Annotated in this window: 24 protein-coding genes and 1 other annotated feature; of the genes, 18 read left to right on the top strand and 6 right to left on the bottom strand. The window is 60.5% G+C overall.

Annotated features, from left to right (window positions below; all coding sequences use genetic code 11):
• Nucleotides 1-16: 16 nt before the first annotated feature.
• Nucleotides 17-1,567, bottom strand: coding sequence for a carboxylesterase family protein (locus J3349_RS12670; RefSeq protein ID WP_207677660.1), 1,551 nt, complete (start codon nucleotides 1,565-1,567; stop codon nucleotides 17-19).
• A gap of 227 nt (nucleotides 1,568-1,794) precedes the next feature.
• Between J3349_RS12670 and rpsO the strand changes: the two genes are divergently transcribed.
• The 8 genes from rpsO (at nucleotide 1,795) to J3349_RS12630 (ending at nucleotide 11,218) form a co-directional block, all read left to right on the top strand.
• On the top strand, nucleotides 1,795-2,049 hold the full coding sequence (gene rpsO, locus J3349_RS12665; protein ID WP_005933138.1) for a 30S ribosomal protein S15: 255 nt from the start codon (nucleotides 1,795-1,797) through the stop codon (nucleotides 2,047-2,049).
• A gap of 219 nt (nucleotides 2,050-2,268) precedes the next feature.
• Nucleotides 2,269-4,413, top strand: coding sequence for a polyribonucleotide nucleotidyltransferase (locus tag J3349_RS12660; protein ID WP_207677659.1), 2,145 nt, complete (start codon nucleotides 2,269-2,271; stop codon nucleotides 4,411-4,413).
• A gap of 148 nt (nucleotides 4,414-4,561) precedes the next feature.
• Nucleotides 4,562-4,823 (top strand) — a binding site (T-box leader).
• A gap of 116 nt (nucleotides 4,824-4,939) precedes the next feature.
• Nucleotides 4,940-5,863 (top strand): MetQ/NlpA family ABC transporter substrate-binding protein, encoded by a 924-nt coding sequence (locus J3349_RS12655; RefSeq protein WP_207677658.1) that lies wholly within the window; start codon nucleotides 4,940-4,942, stop codon nucleotides 5,861-5,863.
• Nucleotides 5,864-6,021: 158 nt separating this feature from the next.
• Nucleotides 6,022-7,035, top strand: coding sequence for an ATP-binding cassette domain-containing protein (locus tag J3349_RS12650; RefSeq protein ID WP_207677657.1), 1,014 nt, complete (start codon nucleotides 6,022-6,024; stop codon nucleotides 7,033-7,035).
• The gene (locus tag J3349_RS12645) at nucleotides 7,032-7,688 is read left to right on the top strand and encodes a methionine ABC transporter permease (protein ID WP_015565892.1); all 657 of its coding nucleotides are present in this window, start codon (nucleotides 7,032-7,034) and stop codon (nucleotides 7,686-7,688) included. Before J3349_RS12650 ends, J3349_RS12645 begins: the two co-directional genes overlap by 4 nt.
• A 112-nt stretch (nucleotides 7,689-7,800) precedes the next feature.
• Nucleotides 7,801-9,075 carry an O-acetylhomoserine aminocarboxypropyltransferase/cysteine synthase family protein gene (locus tag J3349_RS12640; protein ID WP_158396389.1) on the top strand — a complete coding sequence of 425 codons (1,275 nt, stop codon included), beginning with the start codon at nucleotides 7,801-7,803 and terminating at the stop codon, nucleotides 9,073-9,075.
• A 110-nt stretch (nucleotides 9,076-9,185) separates the two neighbouring features.
• Nucleotides 9,186-10,124 carry a homoserine O-succinyltransferase gene (gene metA, locus J3349_RS12635; protein ID WP_149794871.1) on the top strand — a complete coding sequence of 313 codons (939 nt, stop codon included), beginning with the start codon at nucleotides 9,186-9,188 and terminating at the stop codon, nucleotides 10,122-10,124.
• A 53-nt stretch (nucleotides 10,125-10,177) separates the two neighbouring features.
• Complete coding sequence (locus J3349_RS12630; RefSeq protein ID WP_158403031.1) at nucleotides 10,178-11,218, top strand: P1 family peptidase; 1,041 nt, start codon at nucleotides 10,178-10,180, stop codon at nucleotides 11,216-11,218.
• A 41-nt stretch (nucleotides 11,219-11,259) separates the two neighbouring features.
• Here J3349_RS12630 and J3349_RS12625 read toward each other — a convergent pair whose 3' ends face one another.
• From J3349_RS12625 to J3349_RS12615, 3 genes are read right to left on the bottom strand one after another with little or no spacing between them, the layout of a single operon-like run.
• Nucleotides 11,260-11,847, bottom strand: a complete 588-nt coding sequence (locus tag J3349_RS12625; protein ID WP_207677656.1) for a flavin reductase family protein — start codon at nucleotides 11,845-11,847, stop codon at nucleotides 11,260-11,262.
• Nucleotides 11,844-12,824 (bottom strand): glycosyltransferase family 2 protein, encoded by a 981-nt coding sequence (locus tag J3349_RS12620; RefSeq protein ID WP_207677655.1) that lies wholly within the window; start codon nucleotides 12,822-12,824, stop codon nucleotides 11,844-11,846. The genes J3349_RS12625 and J3349_RS12620 overlap by 4 nt, the downstream gene beginning before the upstream one ends.
• 46 nt (nucleotides 12,825-12,870) lie before the next feature.
• Nucleotides 12,871-13,551 (bottom strand): Crp/Fnr family transcriptional regulator, encoded by a 681-nt coding sequence (locus J3349_RS12615; protein WP_207677654.1) that lies wholly within the window; start codon nucleotides 13,549-13,551, stop codon nucleotides 12,871-12,873.
• Between the two features lie 168 nt (nucleotides 13,552-13,719).
• Here J3349_RS12615 and J3349_RS12610 point away from each other — a divergent pair, with 168 nt between their 5' ends.
• On the top strand, nucleotides 13,720-14,739 hold the full coding sequence (locus J3349_RS12610) for an ABC transporter substrate-binding protein (RefSeq protein WP_207677653.1): 1,020 nt from the start codon (nucleotides 13,720-13,722) through the stop codon (nucleotides 14,737-14,739).
• 62 nt (nucleotides 14,740-14,801) lie between these two features.
• Here the strand turns inward: J3349_RS12610 and brnQ are convergent, their stop codons facing one another.
• Nucleotides 14,802-16,076: a branched-chain amino acid transport system II carrier protein gene (brnQ, locus tag J3349_RS12605; RefSeq protein ID WP_207677652.1), complete on the bottom strand. Its 1,275-nt coding sequence runs from the start codon at nucleotides 16,074-16,076 to the stop codon at nucleotides 14,802-14,804.
• Nucleotides 16,077-16,242: 166 nt separating this feature from the next.
• Between brnQ and J3349_RS12600 the strand changes: the two genes are divergently transcribed.
• Genes J3349_RS12600 through J3349_RS12590 form a run of 3 tightly spaced genes read left to right on the top strand, consistent with a single transcriptional unit; the run spans nucleotide 16,243 to nucleotide 18,320 of the window.
• Nucleotides 16,243-17,016, top strand: coding sequence for an ABC transporter permease subunit (locus J3349_RS12600; protein WP_207677651.1), 774 nt, complete (start codon nucleotides 16,243-16,245; stop codon nucleotides 17,014-17,016).
• Nucleotides 17,013-17,612: an ATP-binding cassette domain-containing protein gene (locus tag J3349_RS12595; protein ID WP_207677650.1), complete on the top strand. Its 600-nt coding sequence runs from the start codon at nucleotides 17,013-17,015 to the stop codon at nucleotides 17,610-17,612. Before J3349_RS12600 ends, J3349_RS12595 begins: the two co-directional genes overlap by 4 nt.
• 18 nt (nucleotides 17,613-17,630) lie before the next feature.
• Nucleotides 17,631-18,320: a hypothetical protein gene (locus J3349_RS12590; protein WP_207677649.1), complete on the top strand. Its 690-nt coding sequence runs from the start codon at nucleotides 17,631-17,633 to the stop codon at nucleotides 18,318-18,320.
• Nucleotides 18,321-18,323: 3 nt separating this feature from the next.
• Here J3349_RS12590 and hemW read toward each other — a convergent pair whose 3' ends face one another.
• Nucleotides 18,324-19,406 (bottom strand): radical SAM family heme chaperone HemW, encoded by a 1,083-nt coding sequence (hemW, locus tag J3349_RS12585; protein WP_207677648.1) that lies wholly within the window; start codon nucleotides 19,404-19,406, stop codon nucleotides 18,324-18,326.
• A 110-nt stretch (nucleotides 19,407-19,516) separates the two neighbouring features.
• Here hemW and J3349_RS12580 point away from each other — a divergent pair, with 110 nt between their 5' ends.
• The 6 genes from J3349_RS12580 (at nucleotide 19,517) to J3349_RS12555 (ending at nucleotide 24,845) form a co-directional block, all read left to right on the top strand.
• A complete protein-coding gene (locus J3349_RS12580; RefSeq protein ID WP_207677647.1) occupies nucleotides 19,517-20,224 on the top strand; it encodes a Bax inhibitor-1/YccA family protein in 708 nt (235 codons plus the stop codon).
• A 216-nt stretch (nucleotides 20,225-20,440) separates the two neighbouring features.
• Nucleotides 20,441-21,091, top strand: coding sequence for a hypothetical protein (locus J3349_RS12575; RefSeq protein WP_207677646.1), 651 nt, complete (start codon nucleotides 20,441-20,443; stop codon nucleotides 21,089-21,091).
• Between the two features lie 159 nt (nucleotides 21,092-21,250).
• Nucleotides 21,251-22,036 (top strand): M23 family metallopeptidase, encoded by a 786-nt coding sequence (locus J3349_RS12570; RefSeq protein WP_207677645.1) that lies wholly within the window; start codon nucleotides 21,251-21,253, stop codon nucleotides 22,034-22,036.
• A gap of 128 nt (nucleotides 22,037-22,164) precedes the next feature.
• On the top strand, nucleotides 22,165-23,454 hold the full coding sequence (locus J3349_RS12565; RefSeq protein ID WP_207677644.1) for an NAD(P)/FAD-dependent oxidoreductase: 1,290 nt from the start codon (nucleotides 22,165-22,167) through the stop codon (nucleotides 23,452-23,454).
• Nucleotides 23,455-23,574: 120 nt separating this feature from the next.
• Entirely contained in the window at nucleotides 23,575-24,240 is a 666-nt protein-coding gene (gene cmk, locus J3349_RS12560; RefSeq protein ID WP_158396415.1) for a (d)CMP kinase, read from the top strand.
• Entirely contained in the window at nucleotides 24,237-24,845 is a 609-nt protein-coding gene (locus tag J3349_RS12555) for a lysophospholipid acyltransferase family protein (protein ID WP_158396417.1), read from the top strand. The genes cmk and J3349_RS12555 overlap by 4 nt, the downstream gene beginning before the upstream one ends.
• Nucleotides 24,846-25,033: the final 188 nt, after the last annotated feature.

Raw genomic sequence — 25,033 nt, 5'->3', positions numbered from 1 at the left:
GTGCGTTTTTGCTTCGTCAGAAAGAGAAACCGGAAAAATAGAGGTGCTCCACCGTTTCCTTTTCGGCGGCGGAGAGGGACGTGTCTGCGGCCATGGCGGCACGGATACTTTCCTGAGTATCCGGGTAGGAGTTGAAGGTGATGCAGGCTGTTTCGCTGTCGGCATCGAAGTGGAGGACGTCGCGGTCTTGCGGCGTCCAGACGTCCCAGCCCGGGGAGCCGCTGGTCATGAAGCCGGCAAGCGCCTGCTTCAGTTGGGCTGAAAGGGCCTGCGCACCTGCCGAAGACAAATCAGCACAGGCAGAATAGCTGCTTTCGGACGAGAAGAGCGCCAGCGGCAGGCCGTGGAAGGAGCCGAGGCCCGGAATAGTCGTCTGACTGTCGGCTCCGCCGTAGTCGATGAGGCCAAGCCAGACCGGAGCACTGCCGCCCAGCGCTTCGGCGACAGCTTCGGTGCTGCTCCAGCGGCAGAGGGCTGAGCCGTATTTTACGGCATAGGCCCGGGCCGCGCTGGAAGCGGGCCGCAGGTCGTCCCGGACAAAGCCGCTGAATTCGGTGGCGCTGCTGAGCAGCAGGAGGGGGATAGCACTCCGGGCGCCCCGGGAGAGCACCACATCGTCTGCGTAAAGGATAGCTGGTTTGCCGAGGGCCGCAATGCGGGCCGGTTCGAGGCCGCAGAGCCATTCCCGGACGTCCGCCCCCGGCGTCAGCAGCCATTCGGCGGCGGAAGCCGTGTCAGCGAACCGCCCGTCTTCCACGGCCAGCGGCGCGAAATTTTCGGCCAGCTTCTGGGCGGCGGCGTCCGGGTCGGCGAGGAACAGCCCGCCGGAGATGGCGACGGCCTTCTGAAAGCGCCCACGGAAGAGCGGGCTGCCCGCAAGGGCCGCTGCCATCCGCCCACCGTCAGAGAAGCCGCAGAGGGTGATGTTGTCGGCATCGCCGCCAAAGCGGCGGATGTTGTCCCGCACCCAGTCCAGCGCCCGGGCGATGTCCAGCAGGGCGAAATTGCCGGCGGCGTCGGAGCCGGAAGTAAGAGCGGGCAGACAGTTCCACCCGAACAGCCCCAGCCGGTAGTTGAGGGCGACAAAGACGCAGCCCGCGTCCCGCACGAGTTCGCTGCCGGGCAGCTCGAGAGATGAGCCTGTGGCGGCGCTGCCGTGCAGATAGACGAGGACGGGCCGCTTTTTGGCGTCAGAAGAAGAGTAGACATCCAGTGTCAGGCAGTCCTCGGTGCCGAGGGGAAAGGTGGTGTACTGGTAGGCCGCCGGGGCGGGGCTGGTGCAGTCCCGCACAGTGAGCCAGCGGGCGGGCTCCTGCGGCGCTGTCCAGCGGCTTTCGCCCGTGGGCGCGGCACCGTAGGGGATGCCGTACCAGCAGAGCTGACCGTTTTCGCCCTCTCGGCCCTTCACCGGGCCGTACTGGGTCTGGCAGAGAGCAGAGACAGGGGAGAACAGGCCGTTTTCGGTTTCAGAAAAAGCTGCATCAGCCGGGAGGAGCGGGCTGGTGAGGGCCGCTGCGGCGGCTGCGCTTCCTTTGAGGAAGCTGCGGCGGGAAAAGCAATGTGTCATTTGATCTACCTCTTTATTACAATAGACAGATTATAACATGATTTGACAGGAAAACAACATCCTCATTTTTGCGGATCTGTAAAAATTTTTCTTGCTTTTTACGTTGGTTTCTGTTATACTAGCCCTGTTACCGCGATACGGGGCTGGGAGTATGCCCACTCGGGAGTACCGTTTTCCCGCTGCTGTGTCGCTGGCAAATAAAAATTTTATAAAGAGGTACTGTTACTATGAACAAGCAGGAAGTTATGGCCAAAGTCGCTCTGACCGAGAAGGACACTGGCTCTCCCGAAGTCCAGGTCGCTCTGCTGACCGCTCACATCAACGAGCTGAACGAGCACCTGAAGAAGAACCCTAACGATCACCACAGCCGCCGTGGTCTGATGAAGATGGTTGGCCGCCGCCGCAATCTGCTGGCCTACCTCCAGAAGAAGGACATCGAGCGTTACCGTGCTCTGATCGCAACTCTGGGTCTGCGTAAGTAATAGAAAACAGAGGGCAGGTACCGCAAATGGTGCCTGCCCTTTGCTCTTTTATGTTGGATTTTCCCTTGTATCCCAGGCACTGGAACAAATAGGCCGCTGCTGCGTGTTGCAGCAGTAAATCGAACGCCTGTGTGAAGCGGCACGGACGCTGGATTTATTGCTATGATGCGCGGCGGGCAGCCTTTTGGAATATCAAACGGACATAAGGAGGCAAACCAAATGGCAATCGAATTTGGTTCCCGCAAAGAAAACTTTGACAACTTCAAAGTTTACGAGACTACGCTGGCAGGCCGCCCCTTCAAGGTGGAGATGGGCAAGATGTGCGGCTTGTCCAACGCAAGCGCCCTCATCCGCTACGGCGAGACCTGCGTGATGTGCAACGTGGTCATGAGCCCCAAGCCCCGCGAGGGCGTCGATTTCTTCCCCCTGAACGTGGAGTACGAGGAAAAGCTCTACGCTGCAGGCCGCATCCCCGGCAGCTTCATGCGCCGTGAGGGCCGCCCCGGCGAGCGCGCCATCCTGACCAGCCGCGTCGTGGACCGTCCCATGCGCCCGCTGTTCCCGAAGGAGATGCGCAACGACGTCTGCATCACCATGACCGTCATGAGCCTTGACCCCGACTGCAGCCCTGAGATCGCCGGCATGATCGGCGCTTCTCTGGTCACCGCTGTGTCCGAGATCCCCTGGAACGGCCCCATCGGCGGCGTGCAGGTGGGTCTGGTGGACGGCGAGATCGTCCTGAACCCCACTCAGGAGCAGCGCAAGAAGAGCGACCTGGCCCTGACCGTCGCCGCCACCATGGACAAGATCGTCATGATCGAGGCCGGTGCCAATGAGGTCGATGAGGACACCATGCTGAACGCCATCAAGGCCGCTCACGTGGAGATCAAGAAGATCATCACCTTCATCAACAGCATCGTGGCCGAGCGCGGCAAGCCGAAGATCGATTTCCAGGTCGTGGGCCTCGATATGGACGTGTTCCACGCCATCAAGGAGAAGTATCTCGACGACTTCAAGGCCGCTATGGATACCGACGACAAGAATGTGCGTGATGCCGCCCTGTTGCCCATCATGGACAAGATCGCTGAGGAGTACCCCGACCTGACCGAGGCCGACCTCGACCTCGTCAGCTACAAGATGCAGAAGTACGTCGTCCGCCGCTGGCTGCTGGACGAGGGCAAGCGCGTGGATGGCCGTGGCATCAACGAGATCCGCCCGCTGGCCGCAGAAGTCGGCATCCTGCCCCGTGTGCATGGCTCCGGTATGTTCACCCGCGGCCAGACTCAGGTGCTCACCACCTGCACCCTCGGCGGCACCAAGGACAACCAGCTCATGGATGACCTGACCGACGAGCAGACCAAGCGCTACATCCACCACTACAATTTCCCGCCGTACTCCGTCGGCGAGGCCCGCGCACCCCGCAGCCCCGGCCGCCGCGAGATCGGCCACGGCGCACTGGCTGAGCGCGCTCTCGTGCCTGTGCTGCCCTCTCTGGAAGAGTTCCCCTACACCATCCGCTGCGTGTCTGAGGTTCTCTCTTCCAACGGCTCCACCTCTCAGGCTTCCATCTGCGGCTCCACGCTGGCTCTGATGGACGCAGGCGTCCCCATCAAGGCTCCTGTCGCCGGCATCTCCTGCGGCCTCATCACCGAGGGCGACCGCTGGATGACCATGCTGGACATCCAGGGCGTCGAGGACTTCCACGGCGATATGGACTTCAAGGTCGGCGGCACCCGCAAGGGCATCACCGCCATCCAGATGGATATTAAGATCGACGGCCTGACCTACGACATCATCGCCGAGGCCTTCGAGAAGTGCCGCAAGGGCCGTCTGTACATCCTCGATGAGATCATCAAGCCCGTCATCGCAGAGCCCCGCCGCGAGCTGAGCCGCTGGGCCCCCAAGATGTTCAGCATGATGATCCCCACCGATAAGATCAAGGATGTCATCGGCAAGGGCGGCAAGGTCATTCAGGACATCTGCGCCACCTGCAACTGCAAGATCGACGTGCAGGAGGACGGTCATGTCTTCGTCTCCGCTGTGGATCAGGAGGACGCAAAGCGCGCCATCTTCACCATCAGGACCATCGTGGAAGACCCCGAGATCGGTGCTATCTACAAGGGCAAGGTCACCCGTCTGATGAACTTCGGTGCCTTTGTCGAGATCGCTCCGGGCAAGGAGGGCCTCGTCCACATCTCCAAGCTGGACACCAAGCGTGTCGAGCGCGTGGAAGATGTTGTTGCTGTGGGTGATGCCATCGTTGTCAAGGTGACGGACATCGACCAGCAGGGCCGCATCAACCTGAGCCGCCGCGACGCCATTCTGGCTCTCGAAGCCAAGAAGGCACAGCAGGAGCAGGGCTGATAGATAGCTTCTGAATATGCCCCCGTGCGTACAGCGCGGGGGCATATTTTGTCTCATGGGCGAAGGATCTTCAATTCCCTACTGAAAAAGTTTGTTTTAAGGGGTTGACAAATCCCGTCGAGGCGAGTACAATAAACGCAATATCACTAAAATGGCTGTGAAGAGAAGAGTAAGCTTTCGCATGAGCCTTACCAGAGAGCCCGGCAGGTGGAAAAGGGCAGGAAACAGGGAGCCGAAAATGGTCTCGGAGCTGCGCGGACGAAGAGCAAGAGCACTAGTCCGCGACGGGTGCGCCCGTTAAAGCGTCCGGCTGTAAGCAGAAAAAATTCTGCCGCAGTTTTGAGGCAGTGTCCGCGAGGATGCTGTGAACCAAGGTGGTACCACGGAAGTTTCAGGCCTCCGTCCTTGTGCAGCGCATGGCTGGCAGGGACGGAGGCTTTTTTGATGCTTCCGCTCAAGGCGGGCGCGGACTGTGCCGCGCCGCCGCTGTACATTCTATTTATCCAATAATAGAGAGGGAAAAACTATGATTACTCGTCGTGATTTTCTGAAAGTTACCGGTGTCGCAGCCGCTGCTGCTGCCCTGACCGCCTGCGGCGGCTCTTCTTCCACCGCAAGCTCTGCTGCTTCCAGCACTGCCGCTTCTTCTGAGGCTGCTTCCGCTGTGGCAAAGCTGGATAAGGTGAAGGTCGCTGTCCCCAACGACACCACCAACGAGGCCCGCGCTCTGACCCTGCTGGAGAAGAACGGCTTCTTCAAGCTGAAGGCTGACGCCGGCCTGACCGCCACCAAGAATGACATCGAGGAGAACCCCCTGAACGTCACCGTCGATGAGGTCGAGGCTGCTCAGGTCCCCAACGTCCTGCAGGATGAGGACTACGCTGTCATCAACTCCAACTACGCCATCTCCGCTGGTCTGGACCCCATGACCGACGCTTTGGCAATGGAGGACGGCTCTTCTGCTTACGTCAATGTTCTGGTCTGCAAGGAGGGCAACGAGAACGAGCCCAAGATCAAGGCCCTCGTCGCCGCTCTGCAGAGCCAGCAGGTCAAGGACTTCATGGATGAGAACTACAAGGGCGCTGTCGTCTCCGTCGTCGAGAACCCGACCGATGGCTATGACGCTTCCATCGACTACGATGCACTGAACGGCGAGACCGTCAGCTGCGCTGCAACTCCCGCTCCCCACTGCGAGGTCTTGGAGGTCTGCAAGGACATTCTGGCCGCTAAGGGCATCACTCTGGACATTCAGGAGTACGACGACTATGTGATCCCCAACACCATTGTCGAGGACGGCCAGTGCGACACCAACTACTTCCAGCATCAGCCGTATCTGGACAACTTCAACGAGGAGAAGGGTACCCATCTGGTGACCGTCGCCGGCATCCACGTCGAGCCCATGGGCATCTACGGCGGCAAGCAGGACAGCCTGGCACCCATCGTGGGTTAACCTCTCCGTCATTGCTTCGCAATGCCACCTCTCCTATCGAGGAGAGGCCTTGGCATTTCGTAAAGCTTTATCTCTTCGCCAGAGGCTCCCCTCGGTAGGGGAGCTGTCGAGCGAATGCGAGACTGAGAGGTTCAGCCCCATTAACTAAGGAGTAAATCGTGATCGAGATCAAACACCTTTCCAAGACCTTCCAGATGAAGGACGGCGCGGTGAATGCGCTGAAGAACATCGACCTGACCATCCCCGATGGCTCCATCTACGGCATCATCGGTATGTCGGGCGCGGGCAAATCCACGCTGGTGCGCTGCATCAATCTGCTGGAGCGCCCCACCGAGGGCAGTGTCGTCATCGACGGCACCGCGATGGAGACCCTGTCCCCCGCAGCCCTGCGTGAGCGCCGCCGCGACATCACCATGATCTTCCAGCAGTTCAATCTGCTGATGCAGCGCAGCTGCCTGAAGAACATCTGCTTCCCGATGGAGCTTGCGGGCGTGAAGAAGGCCGATGCCGAAAAGCGCGCCAGGGAGCTGCTGGAAATGGTGGGCCTGCCCGATAAGGCCAACGCCTACCCGGCTCAGCTCTCCGGCGGCCAGAAACAGCGCATCGCCATTGCCCGTGCGCTGGCCACCAACCCCAAAGTCCTGCTCTGCGATGAGGCCACCAGTGCGCTGGATCCCAACACGACCCACGCCATCCTGACCCTCATCAAGGACATCAACAAGAAGCTGGGCATCACCGTGGTGGTCATCACCCACCAGATGAGCGTCGTGGAAGAGATCTGCGACTCCGTCGCCATTCTGGACGGCGGCGTGGTCGTGGAGCAGGGTGAGGTGCGCGAGATCTTCGCGAATCCCAAGACGGCTGCGGCCAGGCGCCTCGTCGCCCCCAACGGCGGCAGCGCAGCCCGCGACCTCTCGAGCTTTGCGCCCGACGATCATGTGGTCCGTGTTACTTTCAATGGTTCGTCCGCCGCAAAGCCGCTGGTGGCGAGCCTTGCTGCGGAGAAGAGCATCCTCGTGTCTGTGCTCAGCGCCGACACCCGCGATCTGAGTGGTCAGTGCTACGGCTCCATGCTGCTCAAACTTCCCCGCGATACCGAACAGGCAAAGCAGGCTGCGGCCTATATGCGCAGCCAGAATGGTGTGACCGTTGAGGAGGTGACCGGAGAATGAGCTTTGCAGATTATGGCTTCGCCATTTGGGAGACGTTCTACGTGACCGTCCTCTCCACGGCATTTTCTCTGGTTCTGGGTCTGCCGCTGGGCGTTCTGCTGGTGGCTGGCGATAAGGACGGCGTCCTGCCCCTGCCGGGCTGGCTGATGCACATCCTGAACATCGTCATCAACATTCTGCGCAGCGTGCCGTTCCTGATTTTGATGATCTGCGTCTTCCCGCTGACCCGTGCCATTGTGGGCACCACCGTCGGCACCAAGGCCACCATCGTTCCGCTGGTGGTCGCGGCCTTCCCCTTCGTGGCCCGTCTGGTGGAGACCAGTCTGCGTGAGCTGGACGAGGGCGTCGTGGAAGCTGCCCAGAGCATGGGCGCGACTCCCTTCCAGATCATCACCAAGGTCATGATCCCCGAGTGTCTGCCCGGCCTCATTTCCAGCATGACCACTGCCCTGACGACCATCCTCGGTTACTCGGCCATGTCCGGCGTCATCGGCGGCGGCGGTCTGGGCAAGATCGCTCTGTCCTACGGCTACTACCGCTACCAGACCAACATCATGATCGTCTGCGTCGTGCTGCTGGTGCTCATGGTGCAGGTGTTCCAGACCGTCGGCACCTTCTGGGCGACCAGGAGTGATAAGCGGCTGAGAAAGTAAGTTTCTGCTTCCTGCAGGGAATAAAATTTAACGAATCGATTCCCCGCAGGAGGCTCATGCTCCTGCGGGGAATTGTGCTATACAGACAAACCCAGTAAAGGAGTATGTTGCAATGAACCGTGATACCATCTGCGTGCAGGGCGGCTACACCCCCGGCAACGGCGAACCCCGCCAGATCCCCATCATCCAGTCCACTACGTTCAAGTACGCTACCAGCGAGGACATGGGCAAGCTGTTCGACCTCGAGGCCGACGGCTACTTCTACTCCCGCCTGCAGAATCCCACCTGCGATATGGTGGCGAAAAAGATCTGCGAGCTGGAAGGCGGCACCGCCGCCATGCTGACGTCCAGCGGTCAGGCTGCCAACTTCTTTGCGCTGTTCAATATCTGCGAGGCAGGCGACCACATCGTGGCGTCCAGCACCATCTACGGCGGCACCTTCAACCTCATCTCCGTCACCATGAAGAAGATGGGCATTACCGCCACCTTCGTGGACCCGCTGTGCAGCGAGGAAGAACTGGATGCCGCCTTCCGGCCCAACACCAAGGTCGTGTTTGGTGAGACCATCGCCAACCCTGCCCTCACCGTGCTGGACATTGAAAAGTTCGCCAAGGCCGCACACGCCCACGGCGTACCGCTCATCGTGGACAACACGTTCCCCACGCCGGTCAACTGCCGCCCCTTCGAGTGGGGCGCTGACATCGTGACCCATTCCACCACCAAGTACATGGACGGCCATGGCGCTGTGCTGGGCGGTGCCATCGTGGACGGCGGCAAGTTCGACTGGATGGCCCACGCCGAGAAGTTCCCCGGCCTGTGTACTCCCGATGAGAGCTATCATGGCATCACCTACGCGGAGCGCTTCGGCAAAGAGGGGGCTTTCATCACCAAGGCCACCGCACAGCTCATGCGCGACTTCGGCTCGATGCAGTCCCCCATGAACGCCTATATGCTGAACCTCGGTCTTGAGAGCCTCCACGTCCGGATGCAGCGCCACTGCGCCAACGGCATGGCCGTCGCAAAGTTCCTTGAGGCTCACCCGAAAGTGGCTTACGTCAACTACTGCGGCCTCGAGTCCAGCCCTTACCATGCACTGGCTGAGAAGTATCTGCCGAACGGCAGCTGCGGCGTCGTCTCCTTTGGCCTGGCCGGCGGCCGCGAAGCCGCCAGCACCTTTATGAAGGAGTTGAAGCTTGCCGCCATTGAGACCCACGTTGCCGATGCCCGCACCTGCTGCCTGAACCCGGCTTCCAGCACCCATCGCCAGATGAACGACGAGCAGCTGGCCGCTGCCGGTGTGCCTGCTGAGCTGGTGCGGATGAGCTGCGGCCTCGAGAGCAGCGAAGACCTCATCGCCGATATTGCACAGGCGCTGGATAAGATTTAAGAAACACGGTCAGCGCCATCTGCCGGTTTCGGCCCCTTCCCGTGAAAAAAAGCGTCTCCGGATGCAGATAAAAACTTCCCGCTAAAACCGTCAAAAGGAGCAACGATGCTATGCCGCTGATCATCCCCAAGACTCTTCCCGCCTACGATGCCCTCTACGAGGAAAACGTCTTCGTCATGCACCGGGAACGGGCTCTCTCCCAGCATATCCGCCCACTGGAGATCCTCATCCTGAACCTCATGCCGACCAAGATCGCCACCGAGACCCAGATCGCCCGCCTACTGGCCAATACGCCCATTCAGGTCCACATGACCCTGCTGCAGACGGCCAGCCATGCGGCGACCCATGTCTCTGCGGCCCACCTCGAGGCGTTTTATAAGACCTTCGACGAGGTGAAGAACAACCGCTACGACGGCATGATCATCACCGGTGCGCCTGTGGAGAAAATAGACTTCGAACAGGTGGATTACTGGCAGGAGCTGTGCGAGATCATGGACTTCAGCGAGACGAACGTCTACTCCACCCTTCATGTCTGCTGGGGCGCACAGGCGGGGCTTTATTATCACTATGGCATCCGCAAGCAGCTTCTCGACCAGAAGATGTTCGGCGTCTTCGAGCATAAAGTCACCCGTCCCTCGAACCCGCTGGTGCGCGGCTTTGATGAGGTGTTCTACGCCCCTCACAGCCGCCACACCGGCATCAGCCGGGAGGATGTGCTGAACTGCAAGGCTCTGCGCATCCTCGCCGAGAGCGACGAGGCCGGCCCCTTCCTGATGAGTACCGAGAATGGACGGCAGATCTTCGTCACCGGCCACCCGGAGTACGACAAGTACACACTGGACGCCGAGTACAAGCGGGATGTCGGCAAGGGTCTGCCCATCGCGGTGCCAAAGAACTATTACCCCAACGACGACCCCGAGCAGCCGCCTCTCTTCCGCTGGCGTGCTCACGCACACCTGCTGTATGAGAACTGGCTGAACTACTACGTCTACCAGAATACGCCCTACGACCTGGGTGCTATCAGCAAGGTGGAGCACGAGGAAGAATAAAATCAGCCCTCTCCGTCTGGTGAGGAGGGGGCATTTTTGCAAGGAGAATACTTATGGGAATCGAAGCAAAATGGAAGAGCCGGGGCATCCGGGTGGGCAAACTGCCCTGCGGGCCGCTGGACAAGATAAGTGATGTGCCGGGCGTGACGGTGGGCCACTGCACACTGGCGGACGGCGAGGTCCAGACCGGCGTGACCGCGCTGCTGCCCCATCAGGGCGATATTTTCCACGATAAAGTGATGGCGGCCAGCCATGTCATCAACGGCTTTGGCAAGACCACCGGCCTTGTCCAGATCGACGAGCTGGGGACTCTGGAAACGCCCATCCTCTTCACCAATACCCTCAGCGTAGGTACTGTGGAGACAGCGCTGGTGAAGTATATGCTGGATAAGAACCCCGACATCTGCGAGACTACCGGCAGCGTAAACCCGGTGGTCTGCGAGTGCAACGACAGCGGCCTCAACGACATCCGGGGTCTCCACGTTACGGAAGAAAACGTGAGGGCCGCGCTGGCCGACTGCCGCGCTGATTTTGCCGAGGGCGCTGTGGGCGCGGGCCGGGGAATGCGCTGCCACGGCCTGAAGGGCGGCATTGGCTCGGCCTCCCGTGTGGTGGAGCTGGACGGGAAACAGTACACCATCGGTGCGCTGGTGCTCTCCAACCACGCCGTCTTCGATGACCTCGTAGTGGCAGGCACCCCCATCCAGAGCCTGCTGGACGCCCACATCCCGCCCCACGAGGACAAGGGCTCCATCATCACAGTGCTGGCGACGGACATCCCCTTGAGTGAGCGCCAGCTGCGGCGGCTCTGCCACCGGGCGCTGGTGGGCCTGTCCCGCACCGGCTCTTTCTGCGGAAACGGCTCCGGCGAGATCGTCATTGCCTTCACCACCGCCAACCGGGTGCCGCACTACTCCGAAAAGGCCATCCTGCCGATGGGCATGCTCCACGACGACGCCATCAATCCGCTGTTCCGGGCGGTGGCCGAGTGCGTGGAGGAAAGTGTGCTGAGCAGTCTGCTCCATGCCGAGACGGTCACAGGCTATCATGGCCGGACGGTCAGATGTCTGAGTGATCTGCTCGACGAGAAATAAAAAAATGGGAAGCACTTTTGTGCTTCCCATTTTTCATAGTATTATCTGCGGGGCTTCCGCGTCGGCTTTTTCTTCCGCACGCTGTAGCCGAAGGTTCCCAGCTTTTTGCCCAGAGCCAGATATTCGCCGTGGCTGTAGACGATGAGTTTGGCCTTGTCGAGGCAGAGCTTACCGTTCTCGTCCAACAGGCTCTCGTCCACGTCGCAGGCGACTACTTCGGCGAGGAAGAGGTCGTGGCTGCCCAGTGGGATGACCTGCGTGACCTTGCACTCGAGGTTGACGGGGCTTTCTTCGAGGATGGGGCAGTCCGTCAGCACCGAGCCGGGGGCAGAATGGAGTTTGCAGGCTGCGAATTTATCGAAGTCCCGGCCGCTCCTGACGCCGCACCAGTCCACCGACTTCACCAGTGCCTCGGTGGGCAGGTTGATGGCAAACTGGCCGCTCTCCCTGATGAGGTGGTGGCTGTACCGCTCGGGGCGGACGCTGATGGATACCATGCTGGGCTGGGTGCAGATGGTGCCGGTCCAGCCGATGGTGATGAGGTTGGGCTTGTCCAGCCCGCCGCAGGAGACCAGCACCGGCGGCTCCGGGTTCAGGAGGGTGCTGCCTTTCCAGCTCTGTTTGCTCATCCGTGATACTTCCTTTCGTAGGGAGCCCATGTGCGCTCGCTGATGATGTAGCGGGGGCGGGCCTTGGTCTCCATATAGATTTTGCCGACGTATTCGCCGATGACGCCCAGACACACCAGTTGGACGCCGCCCATGAAGCAGACGATGCAGATGGTGGAGGCCCAGCCTGCCACGGCGCTGCCCAGAACAGCCTGCACGATGGCCCAGATGACGCCGATGAAGCTGATGAGGCTGACCGCGATGCCTGCGCCGGTGATGAGGCGGATGGGCTTGTTCGACAGGCTGGTGATGCCGTCGAAGGCGAGGGCCAGCATCTTGCTGAGGGGATAGTGGCTCTCGCCGGCCAGACGCTCGTGGCGCTCGTAGTAGACGGTGTCGCTGGGGTAGCCCACCAGCGGCACCATGCCCCGCAGGAAAATGTTCACCTCGCGGTAGTCGGCGAAGCTTTCCAGCACCCGGGTGCTGATGAGCCGGTAGTCGGCGTGGTTGAATACGATGTCTGCGCCCAGCGCGTTCATCACATGGTAGAAGCCCTCGGCGGTGAACCGCTTGAAGAAGGTGTCGGTGTCCCGGCGGCTGCGCACGCCGTAGACTACCTCGGCGCCGTCCAGATACTTTTTGACCATCTCGTCCATGGCGTTGATGTCGTCCTGACCGTCGCAGTCGATGGAGATGGTGATGTCGCAGCTGCCGCTGTGGAGCGCCTCCATCAGCCCGGCCAGCACGGCGTTCTGGTGGCCGCGGTTCCGGCTCTGGGAGATGCCGATGAAGTGCTCATCCTCAGAGGCGAACTTCTGGATGAGGGACCAGGTGGCGTCGCGGGAGCCGTCGTTGACGAAGAGCACCCGGCTCTTCTCGCTGACAAGGCCCGCCGCGGAGAGGTCGTGTATCTTTTTTAGGAACAGGGGGGCTGTGATGGGCAGTACCTGTTCTTCATTGTAGCAGGGAATGACGATCCATAAAATCGGTTTGGACATGATGAAGTTCTCCTTCTATATAAGGCTCTCCCAAAGGGAGAGGCTGTTACAGCACCATGTGCCGCAGCGCGTCCGGTTCCAGCAGCTTGAAGCTGCTCTTATAGGTCTCGAGCAGGCCGTCCCGCTGCATCAGGCTCAGCTCCCGGGAGAGGGCGCTGCGGTCGCAGTTGAGGTAGTCGGCCAGCTGGATGCGGGAGTAGGGAATGGTGAAGGTGAGGCTGTGGTGAACCTCGGCCTCGCTGAGCAGGTAGGCGCACACCTTGGCCCGCAGGCTCTTGAGCAGCAGCAGGTCTACCCGGCGGGAGAGCAGGAAGTATTTGTCGCTGATGGTGCGCACAAGGTTCTGCAGCACCCGCTGGCGGGCCGGGTCGGCTCCGGGCAGCAGAAGCTTCTCATAAGGCACCAGCAGCACCTCGCAGGGGGCCGAGGCCATCACCGTTACCGGGCTGGAAAGGCTCGAGCCGCCCAGCACGTCGCCGAACACACCGCCCGGCCCCATCTGGCTGATGGGCAGACGCGCCCCGCTGGCGGCGGGATGGTAGGCCTCGATGGCGCCGGAGAGCACCACGCCCACCCGGCGGTTCGACTGTCCGGCCAGTACGAGGGTCTCGCCCCGGCTGTAGGTGCGCAATACGGCCCCCACTTCGCCCAGCAGGACCCGGAGCGCTTCGGCTTCCAGCCCGGCGAACAGAGAGGTGGATTGTAACAGCGGAAGATAATTTTCCATACCCATTCCGTGAGGTTTTCCCCGGGCCCTCACCGCCCTTCTGCGATTCCGTTGCGTGCGCAACGGTATTTTTTCTCTTATTATAGTAAACTTGAGGGCGTAAAGCAAATGGTTTTGCAATTTTTTTGCGGGAAAATTTCTCCCAATGAAAGTGAGGAACGAAATCCTATGAAAAAACTGACATCTCTGCTGCTGTCGCTGGTGCTGATGATCAGCGTGCTGGCCTGCGGCGCATCGGCCAAGACGAGCACAAAAGTGCGCATCGCCGGTCTGAAAGGTCCCACCACCATGGGCCTCGTCAACCTGCTGAGCATGGAGAAGGACGGCACTGCTTCCCTCGACTATGACCTGCAGCTCTACGGCGCTGCCGATGAGATCGTGCCGAAGCTCATCAAGGGCGAACTTGACATGGCCGCTATCCCGGCCAACCTCGCCGCGACCCTCTACCAGAAAACGAACGGCGGCATCCAGGTCATGGCCGTCAACACGCTGGGCGTTCTCTACGTCGTGGAGAAGGGCAATACCGTCCACAGCTTCGCCGACCTCAAGGGCCGCACCATCCTTTCCACCGGCAAAGGCACGACGCCCGAGTACGTCCTGCGCTATCTGCTCAAGAAGAACGGCCTCGACCCCGACAAGGACGTGAAAATCGAATACTACAGCGAGGCTTCCGAGGTCACGGCCCAGATGGCCGCTGCCAGGAAGGACGCCATCGCCGTCCTGCCTCAGCCCTACGTCACCGCTGCCCAGATGAAGGACAGCGACCTCCGCGTCGTCCTCGACCTGACCAGGGAATGGAACAGGGTCTGTGACACCCAGCTCATCACCGGCGTCACCGTGGTGCGCACCGAGTACGCAAAGCAGAACCCCGACGTCATCGCAGCTTTCCTGACCGACTACCAGAAGAGCGTCAAGGCGGCGAACGAGGACATCGACGGCACCGCCGCCCTCTGTGAGGAAGTCGGCGTGGTAGCCAAGGCTGCTATCGCCAAGAAGGCCCTGCCCAAGTGCAACATCGTCTACCGCAACGGTCAGGAGATGAAGAAAGACATCTCTGCTTACCTGCAGGTGCTCTACGATGCCTCTCCCGCCGCCGTGGGCGGCAAGCTGCCGGACGATAACTTCTACTACACCGAGCCGTCCGTCCTGCGCAAGGTCATGGCGGCTATCCGCAATTCCGCAAAGTAAGCTTTGAAACAAAGAAGGGGCTGCTGCACATCGTTTTAGCCGAAAGTGCAGCAGCCCCTTTCTTAGATCAGAAGGCCCGCGCCGATGCCGATGAGGGCCGGCAGCAGCCAGCCAAAGCCGAGGCTGCTCAGGGGCAGAGCGTTCATCAAGGCGGAGAGGGGGCCGAAGGGCAGGGCAGCAGGGATGCTCTGGATGGCCGTGAAGAGGATGCTCAGCCGCCAGACTGATGTCCGCTGGAACCGTCCGGGAAGGAACTCCACCACGATGAGGACGATGGCGATGGGGTAGATGGCGTTCAGCACCGGGACGGAAAGGCTCAGGATGTCCGCAAGGCCGATGTTCGCCAGCAGCATACTCACCAGCGCGAAGAAGGCCGCAATGGCGGGGTAGGGCAGCTGGGGCAGAAGCTCGTGGAAGTATTCGCCTACGCTGGCGATGAGGCCGACGCAGGTGTTGAAGCAGGCGATGACGAAGATAACGGCCAGAAGCACCTGTCCCACCCGGCCAAACAGGCCGTCGGCCAGTGCCGTCAGGACGGAGGCGCCGGTGTCGCTGCCGGGGAACGCGGCCCCCGAGATGCCGCCGATGTGGGTCAGCATGGCGTAGACCACCAGCAGCATCCCGCCTGCGATGAACCCGGCCCGGATGGTGCCGCGCCGGACGGCAGCTTCTTCCGTGATGCCCACCGCCTGAATGTTCAGCGCGATGACCGCGCCGAAATTGAGCGCTGCCAGCGCGTCCATGGTCTGATAGCCGTCCAGCACGCCCTGTGCGGCGGGGAGGGCGGCGTAAGCCTCGGCAGGCGTGCCGTAGCCGGGCGCGGCCGGGCGGAGGATGCAGCCCGCGAACAGCACCACGATGAGCACCAGCAGGGCAGGGCAGAGGATGCGGCCCAGCCGCTGGGTCAGCTTTTCGGGCTTGAGGGCCACAAAGTACGCCGCAGCGAAGAACACGAGGGAGTAGATGAACTGTCCCGGTGTGCTCCGCCCCACCAGCGGCGTCAGCATCTCAAACGAGGTGCTGGCCGTGCGGGGGATAGCGAGGCAGGGACCGATGGACAGATAGACCAGCACAGCGAACAGCTGTGCGAAGCGGGGATGGACCCGCCCGGCCAGCGCAGGCAGACCGCCTGCCCGGGCCACCGCTGCCACGCCCGCGATGGGCAGGCCGATGGCGCTGACGACAAAGCCCACAAAAGCGGACCAGAGCGCCGTCCCGGCCTGTGCGCCGAGGAAGGGCGGGAAGATGAGGTTGCCTGCTCCGAAGAACATCGAGAACAGGGTGAACCCCACCAGAAGGAGCTTTTTGCCCCGGAGGGCCTGAGCGGAATCGTGCATGGTCATCTCTCCCAGCTGTGCGCGGAGGCACGTAGAATAAGGATTACTTTATTCCAGTGTAGTGTTTTATGACCTTCATGTCAAGAGAAGAAAAGATGAAGGATTGTATTCTCATACATGATGTGATATTCTGAAAGCGAGAAAACGAACAGGAGCAAAGAAATACATGGATAAAACAAAAAAACGCCGCATTCAAATCTTAGCGGCGTCGGTGTTCTGGCTGGGCGTCTGGCAGGCGGCGGCTGTGGCCATCGGGCAGGAAGTCTTTCTTGTCTCGCCGGTGCAGGCCATCGGTACGCTGGTGGAGCTGCTGCCGCAGGCCGAGTTCTGGCAGCGCATCGGTTTCAGCGCCGGGCGCATCCTGTTGGGCTTCGGGCTGGGCGTTCTGTCCAGCGCGGTGCTGGCGGTAGCCGCCGAAAAGTGGGAGTGGGTGGATGCCCTTCTCGCCCCCGTGATGCAGCTGGTCAAGGCTACTCCGGTGGCGAGCTTCATCATTCTGGCGCTGGTGTGGGTCAGCGGCTCGTCGCTGTCCGTCCTTATCAGCTTTTTGATGGTGCTGCCCGTCCTCTACAGCGCAGTGCGCACCGGCATCGGGAGTGCTGACCGCCAGCTTCTCGAAATGGCGCAGGTGTTCCGTCTGCCTCTGGGGCGGCGTCTGCGGGCGGTCTGGCTCCCGGCGGTGCTGCCCGCGTTTCGGCAGGGATGCAGCGTGGCGCTGGGCATCTGCTGGAAGAGCGGCGTAGCAGCAGAGGTCATCGGCCTGCCGGACGGCAGCATCGGCGACGCGCTTTACCGGGCAAAAATTACCCTTTCCACCGGGGAGCTGTTTGCCTGGACCTTCGTCATCATCCTGCTGAGCGCCGTATTCGAAAAGCTGTTCCTTGCTCTGCTGGATAAAGCGGTAGCGGCAGTTCTGGGCGAAGAGGGGGCTGAAAAATGAGTGAAACCAACAACAAACTGGAAATAAAGAATCTGTCTAAACGATTCGGAGAGAAAATCCTCTTCGAAAACCTCTCTCTTACTGTGGACGGCCCGGCGGTGCTCTGGGCGCCAAGCGGCTGGGGCAAGACGACCCTGCTCCGCATCCTGATGGGGCTGGAAGCGCCCACCTCCGGCAGCGTGGAGGGCGTGGGCCGGGTCGGCGCGGTCTTTCAGGAAGACAGGCTCTGCCCCCAGCTGACCGCCGAAGAGAATGTGGCGCTGGTGCTGACCGCAGAACAGTACAAGGTCAAAACACAATACAAAGAGCAGATACGAGATGACCTTATACAATTAGGACTGGATGACGAGGCCCTTGCCCTGCCTGCCCGGAAGCTCTCCGGCGGACAGAAGCGCCGCACCGCCTTGCTACGCGCTCTCTGGGCCGAGAGCGACACGCTTCTGTTAGATGAGCCCTTCACCGGCATGGACCCCGCCGTCATGAAAAAAGCCGCAGCCATGCTCAAGGCACGCTGCGGCACAAAGCCCACCCTGCTGGCGACCCATGATCAAGAAGCCATCCGGGAGCTGGGGTGGAAAATAATCGAACTGGGCTGAAACGAAAGGAGCCTGACCATGGAGAAAAAGACGAGCTGCCTGCTCTGCGTTCTTACCGCGCTGCTTCTCGCTGTACTCTATCTCTGGGCGGCACTCCGCCCGGGCGTCTGGCTGCGGGATGCCTTTTTGTATCGTCAGGCCGACGGCAGCTTTTCGGGCAAGGATGCGTATGCCGCCTACACCATGCAGATCGCCCAGACAGGAAACGGTGCGGAAGTGGATTTCACGATGGACGGAGAGACGCGGCACTATCGGCTCGAATCGAAAGCCGAGGGCATGAGCGACCCGGGCGTAAAAATTGAGCAGGACGGAGTGGTCGTTTTTACCGGGACCGCGCTGGGCGACCCCGGCGACGCCATCCTGTGGAGGGAAGACGATGGGGGCCTTGCCGACGAGGTGAACGTCGTCGTCAACGGCGAATACCGGAGATCCGACCTCTGGCCCAGCTGTAACTGGCTCTATAATGTAACCGTCGGCGGGCGGCTGGAGACCCGGGGCAGCGTGGCGTTCCTGCTGCCGATAGGGGCGCTGGTGGTGCTCCTTGTGCTGGATGTCCGGTTCCCGCTGCTGTTCTGGAACCTCCGTCACGGGCTGGAAGTGTACGGCGGTGAGCCCACCGACTGGTATTACGCGATGCAGAGGGTGAGCCGCATTACCAGCATCATCGGTGTTTTTGTGCTGGCGGCGATGAGCTTTGCTGTTCACTGAGGCTCACAGCAGCTCGGCAAGGATGCTGTTCTGTACGATGAGCCCGGCTGGCGTGAGGGCGAGGGTGTGGCCGTCAAAGTTGGCGTAGCCGCTCTTCACGCAGTTTTGCACAAAGGCCAGCTGTGCGGTGGAGAACTCCCTGCCATAGCGTTTTTTGTATTCGTCGAGGCTCAGACCTTTGCGCAGACGCAGCTGCAAGATGAGATAATCCTCCGCACCGCAGCCACCGTCCATGACGGGCGCGGCCTCGTCCCGCAGAAAGGCTTCGGTGTCGGCGGGGTAGTAGAACCGCTTGCCGCCCATGCAGGAGTGGGCCGCAGGGCCGATGCCCAGATAGTCGCCGCAGTCCCAGTAGATGAGGTTGTGCTTTCCCTCATAGCCCGGGCGGGCGAAGTTGGAGATCTCATATTGCCGGTAACCATGATGTTCCAGCTGCTCGACGGCGTAGAGGTAAAAATCTGCCGCCTCGTCGGAGGTGGGCAGACCCTCGGGGGGCGTCCGGCCAAAGGCAGAGTCGGGCTCGATCTTCAAGAGGTAGGCGGAAATGTGGGCCGCGCCGCCATCCTCGATAAGCTCCAGCGTCTCGTCGAACTCGGCCTGCGTATAATGGGGCAGGGCCAGCATGATGTCGCCGCTGATGTTCTCGAACCCGGCACGGCGTGCGGCGGCGAAAGCGGCCCGCGCCTGCTTTGCCGTGTGGGGGCGGCCCAGCGTCTTGAGCTGGCTGTCTCGGGCCGATTGGACGCCGAAGGAAATGCGGTTGACGCCCGCCTCCCGGAATGCCCGGAGAGAGTCTTCGGTCACGGTCTCAGGGTTGGCTTCCAGCGTGATCTCGGCTCCGGGCAGGGGCTGTGCGGCGGCGATGAGCCGGGCGGCGTCTGCCGGGTCCAGCAGACTGGGCGTTCCACCGCCGAAATAAAGGGTGTCCGGCCGCAGGGGCGCGTCCGGCGCAAACCGGGAGAGTTCCCGCAAAAGGGCGTCCACATAGGCGCGGGGGACGCCGCGCTGGCCGGGGGCTGAGTAAAAATCACAGTACCGGCATTTGGAAAAACAGTAAGGAATATGCAGATAAAGTCCGAGAGACATCAAATATCACAGCCTTTTTCATGAATCGTTCATTTCTATGCAGTATACTATATTTCGTAGACCGGGGCAAGGCCGAGGCCGATGCTCTGATTTTGAATGGAGGATTCCTTATGGATTACAACAACTATGACCGCGGCTATGCGGAGCCTTCGATGAGCGCATCGGACTATATGACCCGCACCTACCGCTGGATGGCCGGCGGCCTGCTCGTCACCTTCGCAATGGCCTATATCACAGCGACTACGCCCCTTATCTATCTGGTCGATTCGCTTTACTTCCTGCTTACCATCGGTGAGCTGGCACTGGTGTTCATGCTCAGCGCCCGGGTGCAGAAGATGTCCATCGACGGTGCAAGAGCCGCGTTCTTCGGATACGCCATCCTGAACGGCATGGTCCTGAGCTACTACTTCCTGATGTTCTCGGTAGGTACTCTGGTCATGGCCTTCCTCGCCACGGCGGTCTACTTCGGCCTCATGGCTGTGTACGGCACCACCACCCATAAAGACCTCACCGGCTGGGGTCCCCGCCTCATGATGGCTCTGGTGGCCATGATCGTCACCAGCCTCGTGGGTGCGCTCTTCGGCTTTGGCTTCGGTGCCTCGGTGCTCTACTGCGGCATCGGCCTGGTGGTGTTCATGCTGCTCACCGCCTATGATACCCAGAAGCTCCGCCAGATCTACGCCTACTATGCAGGCGACGCCGAGATGGCCGAGAAGGCTTCTATCTATGGCGCACTGACCCTGTATCTGGATTTCATCAACATCTTCCTGTACGTCGTCCGCCTGCTGGGCATGAACAGCCGCAGCCGCAATAATTAAATCAAATTTTTCGGAGCCGCCGTGCAGAGCGTTTGCACGGCGGCTCTTTTTTGTCAGAATGACTGCTTTGAATCATGATAACTGTGCGATTTGCCAAAAATCGAGGGAAAGGTTGACAGAATGCCGGGGGGGGGGGTAAAATTTGTGTGGTGATGCGGCAGACGATGTTTGCGGCAGCAGCACACAGAGCTTATTTTTATTGAGGAGGGGTTTCGAATGAAACTGTTCAAAAAGGTTCTCGCCGCAGCCCTCGCGGGCGTGCTGGCACTGTCCGTCCTGACGGGCTGTAACAACAGCAATAGTGTAGCTACCGTGAAAATGCTCGATGCGCTGAATGACTGGGCGAAGGTCTATGGTGTGGATACTACCTTCGAAAAGGGCAATAAAGAATTGCAGGAACAGGTAAACGCACTGGTGAAGACCGTGGATGAGGTCGGCAAGGGCATCGATTTTGGAGATGCCAAGGACTTCGATGATGTGTACAACGCCATTATGAAAGATAAAGCTGCAAGGCTGAAGCTGGGGGCTTGGGCAGCGAAGTTTACTCAAGCAAATGTTGGTGATGGTTCGCCGCTGTATGAGTGTGGCTTTGCCGATATTAGCGCAACGCTGTCTGCAAGTAGCAATAAGAACATTTACTATGCAGGTCAGCTGATGACTTCCATAGGCCCCATCAATGCTCCTGACACGGAGTGGGATAATGGTGAGCCTAATTGGACTGTGGGTGACAAATCTTATGTTGCCGTTGCGACCGGCGAGGTTGGCGGTAAGAAGTACATGATCGCGCTCTTCCAGACCACTGCTGTAACGAATCCGAAGTATCAGCCGGGTGACAATGGCATGGGCGAAGGTGCTAGTAAGGATTGAGCCTCAGCCGCAGCAATGCCCGCCCACTGAATCATGAACCCGTTAGGCCCCGGTCCGCCGGGGCCTTTTTTCGTCCTTATGAATAAACCCCGCTCTGCCGCTCCAAACTACCACCAAAGAAACGATTCCGTACACAAAGATGGATTGGAGTAACGAACGATGGAGCAATTCAGAAAGTTTTTGCGGGACAAAGCCTTTGCGCTGGTGCTTACCGCCTGCCTGCTGGCGGCGGCAGCGGCCGGGGTGTGGGCTGTGCGCACGGTGCGCAATGAGCTGAAGCAAGATCTGGACGCGGTGCGCAGCCCGTCCAGCACCGCCCCCGGCATCGACGAGGGCATCAACACATCGCCCGGCGTTGCCGGAGAGGAGGAAGCCGAATGGCAGCAGCAGAACGCACCCGCAGCAAACAGCGTGGCCAATGTGCCAAAAGCGGACAGCTCGTCCGGTGGGGCTGCGTCCTCTTCTGGTGCGCAGTCTGGGTCTGGTTCGGTGCGCGAACCCTCCGCGCTGCAAACCGAGTCCTTGCCTGCCAGCAGTTCGGCTGCGCCTGCCTCCACGCAGCCTGTCTCGGGGCGCGTCTTAAACAGCTACAGCGGCGATGAGCTGGTCTACAGCAAGACGCTGGGTGACTGGCGCACCCACAACGGTGTGGACTACGCCGCCAGCAGGGGCGCGGAAGTGACCGCCCCGGCGGCAGGCAAGGTGGTGGAGACCGGCACGGACGACAAGTGGGGGCCTGTGGTCGCCATCGAAGATGCTTCCGGCAGGATTTGGCGGGTCTGCGGTACGACGGATGCCAAGGTGAAGAAGGGCGATACCGTCTCGGTCGGGCAGACCATCGGCAAGGTGGGCAGCGTGAGCTGTGAGTGTGCCGAGGAGAGCCACATCCACTTGGAAGTCATGGAGGGCGAAAAGTATCTCGACCCCATCAAGGCCATGAAATAAGCAAAATTTTCCGGGCAGGTGCAGCAGAACGCTGTACCTGTTTTTTTCACATTGCTTTTGGCGGTCGATTCTGGTATGATAAACTAGAATAAGTGTGAAGACAGAAGAAAAAGCGGAGGAAACGAAACATGAAGGTCTTAGTGGTAGGCGGCGGTGCTGCCGGCCTGATGGCGGCGGGCGCGGCCCTGCGGCAGGGGCATGAGGTGACGGTGCTGGAACATATGGAAAAGCCGGCTCAGAAAATTCTCGTTACCGGCAAGGGCCGCTGCAATGTGACCAACGACTGCACCGCAGAGGAATTTCTGCACCATGTGCGGACGAACCCCCGCTTTCTGTTCTCGTCGCTGGGGGCTTTCCCGCCGGCCAAGACGATGGAGCTGTTCGAATCTCTCGGTGTGGAGCTGAAAGTGGAGCGCGGACGCCGGGTGTTCCCGGTGTCAGACAAGGCCGAAGAGATTCGGCAGGCTCTTCTGCGGTACGCAGACGGAGCGGACATCGTCCACGACGGGGCAAAAAAGCTGCTGCTGGAGCCGCTGGCCCAGCAGGAAGAAGCGCCTGCCGCGCCGGAAAATCTGCGCCACCCGAAAAAGAAAAAGCCCGGCCCGGCCTATCGCTGCGTGGGTGTGCGGGGAACTTCGGGCCGGGAGTACAAAGCGGACGCCGTGCTGGTGGCAACGGGCGGCCTGAGCTACCCCACCACCGGCTCCACCGGCGACGGCTACAAGCTGGCCCAGCAAGCGGGCCACACCCTCGTGGAGCCTGTCCCCAGCCTTGTCAGCCTTGTGAGCCATGACGCCGACTGCAAGAAGATGATGGGCCTCGCCCTCAAGAACGTGACCCTCACCCTCCACGAGGACGGCAAAGCCATCTTCGAGGAGCAGGGCGAGATGCTGTTCACCCACTTCGGCATCAGCGGGCCGCTGACCCTCAGCGCGTCGAGCCATCTGGGCGACATGAAAAAGCACAAGTACGAAGCTTTTATTGATTTGAAGCCTGCCCTCAGTGAGGAACAGCTTTATGACCGCATCACCCGGGACTTTGCCCTTCTGGCGAACCACGCGGCGCAGGGCGCACTGGTGAAGCTGCTGCCGTCCAGTATGCAGCCGGTCATGGTGGCCCGCTGGGGCATTGACCCGGCCACCAGGGCAAACCAGATCACCCGGGAGCAGAAGCGGGAACTGGTACAGCTGATGAAGCACTGGCGGGTGACTATCGACGCCCGGGGCGATTTGGCACACGCAGTCATCACGTCAGGCGGCGTGTCGGTGCGGGAGGTTGACCCCAAGACCATGCAGAGCAAAAAGGCCCTCGGCCTCTACTTTGCAGGCGAGGTGCTGGATGTGGACGCCTATACCGGCGGCTACAATCTGCAGATCGCATTCTGCACGGCACAGAGTTTTGCGAATCATCTGGAATGACCTCTCAGTCTGCTTCGCAGACGGCCCCCTCGTTAGGGCAACAACAATGACTGCCGCCAGCCGTGACGGAGAGGTTTAAGAGGCTGGAAATTTCAGATTCATAGAGAAGGAGATATAAAAATGATTTCTGTTGCGATCGACGGGCCTGCGGGCGCAGGCAAATCTACGCTGGCGCGGCGTCTGGCTGCGGACTTCGGCTACATTTATGTGGACACCGGTGCGATGTTCCGTACCATCGGCCTTTATGCCCTCCGCGCGGGCAAAGAACCGAAGGACAACGAGGCAGTTGATGCGCTGCTGCCCAATATCACCCTCGAGTTTGCTTTTATCGAGGGCGAACAGCATATCTATCTGAATGGCGAGGACGTCAGCACGGCCATCCGCACCGAAGAGGTGGGAATGGCGGCTTCTGCCGTGGGTGCAAATCCGGCGGTGCGTGCCTTCCTGCTGGAGATGCAGCGGGACATGGCCAAGACGCAGAACATCCTGATGGATGGCCGCGACATCGGCACCGTGGTGCTGCCCAATGCGACTGTGAAGATCTTCCTCACCGCCAGCCCGGAGGCCCGCGCCACCCGCCGCTGGAAGGAGTACCAGCAGAAGGGCATCGATACCCCCTACGAAGATGTGCTGGCCGACGTCAAGCAGCGCGACTATCAGGACACCCACCGCGCCGCAGCCCCCCTCAAGCAGGCAGACGATGCCGTGCTGCTGGACACTTCGGAGCTGAATTTTGAGCAGAGCTTTGAGGCCATGAAGAAAATTATCACGGAGAAGGTCAGATGATACTATATTATATTCTGGTCCCGCTGGCATGGCTGGTGTTCCACATCGGCTTCCGCGTCCGGTGTGAGGGCAGGGAGAACCTGAAAAAAATCGGTACGAAGGGCTGCATCATTGCCCCCAACCATATCTCAGCCATCGACCCGGTGTTCGTCGTCATCGCCCGGTTCTGGGGCCAGCGGATGACAGTGTTTGCCAAGAAAGAGCTGTTCGAGATAAACGCATTCCTGTCGTGGTTCTTCCGGTGCGCCGGTGCAGTCTGTGTCCGCGGCACGAAAGAAGAGGTCAGCGTCATCGACGACACCGTGAAAAAGTGTCAGGAGGGCGGCACACTGCTGCTCTTTCCGGAGGGTACACGGGAGCAGGAGGGAAAGTTCCTTCCCCTCAAGAGCGGCCTCTTCGTCATCGCGGCGGCAGCAAATGTGGACGTCGTGCCTTGCCGTATCTACTACGACACCCCTGATGGTAAGATGAAGCTGTTCTGCAAGGTGCGTGTCATCTTCGGCGAGCCCATGCCCGCTGCACAGTTTGCAATGGAAGGCCGCCGCGACATAAAGAAACTGCGGGAAAATAAGCAGGCCGTTCTGGATGCGTGGAGTGAATTGTGATGAACCTCTCAGTCTCGCTATCGCTCGACAAGGCCGAGTTGCGGCTCCCAGCATCCGCTTCGCATTGCTTGCGTCTCGCTGGCCGCTGCCCCAACAGCGACTCCCTGTTTCCGCCACTGGCGGCGGTCGTCGTTGTTGCCCCTAATAGGGAAGGTGGCATCGCGCAGCGATGACGGAGAGGTTGAATT

This window comes from Faecalibacterium sp. Marseille-P9590, from assembly GCF_017377665.1.
Taxonomy (GTDB): domain Bacteria; phylum Bacillota; class Clostridia; order Oscillospirales; family Ruminococcaceae; genus Faecalibacterium.
This window is presented reverse-complemented; position numbering and strand designations above follow the sequence as displayed.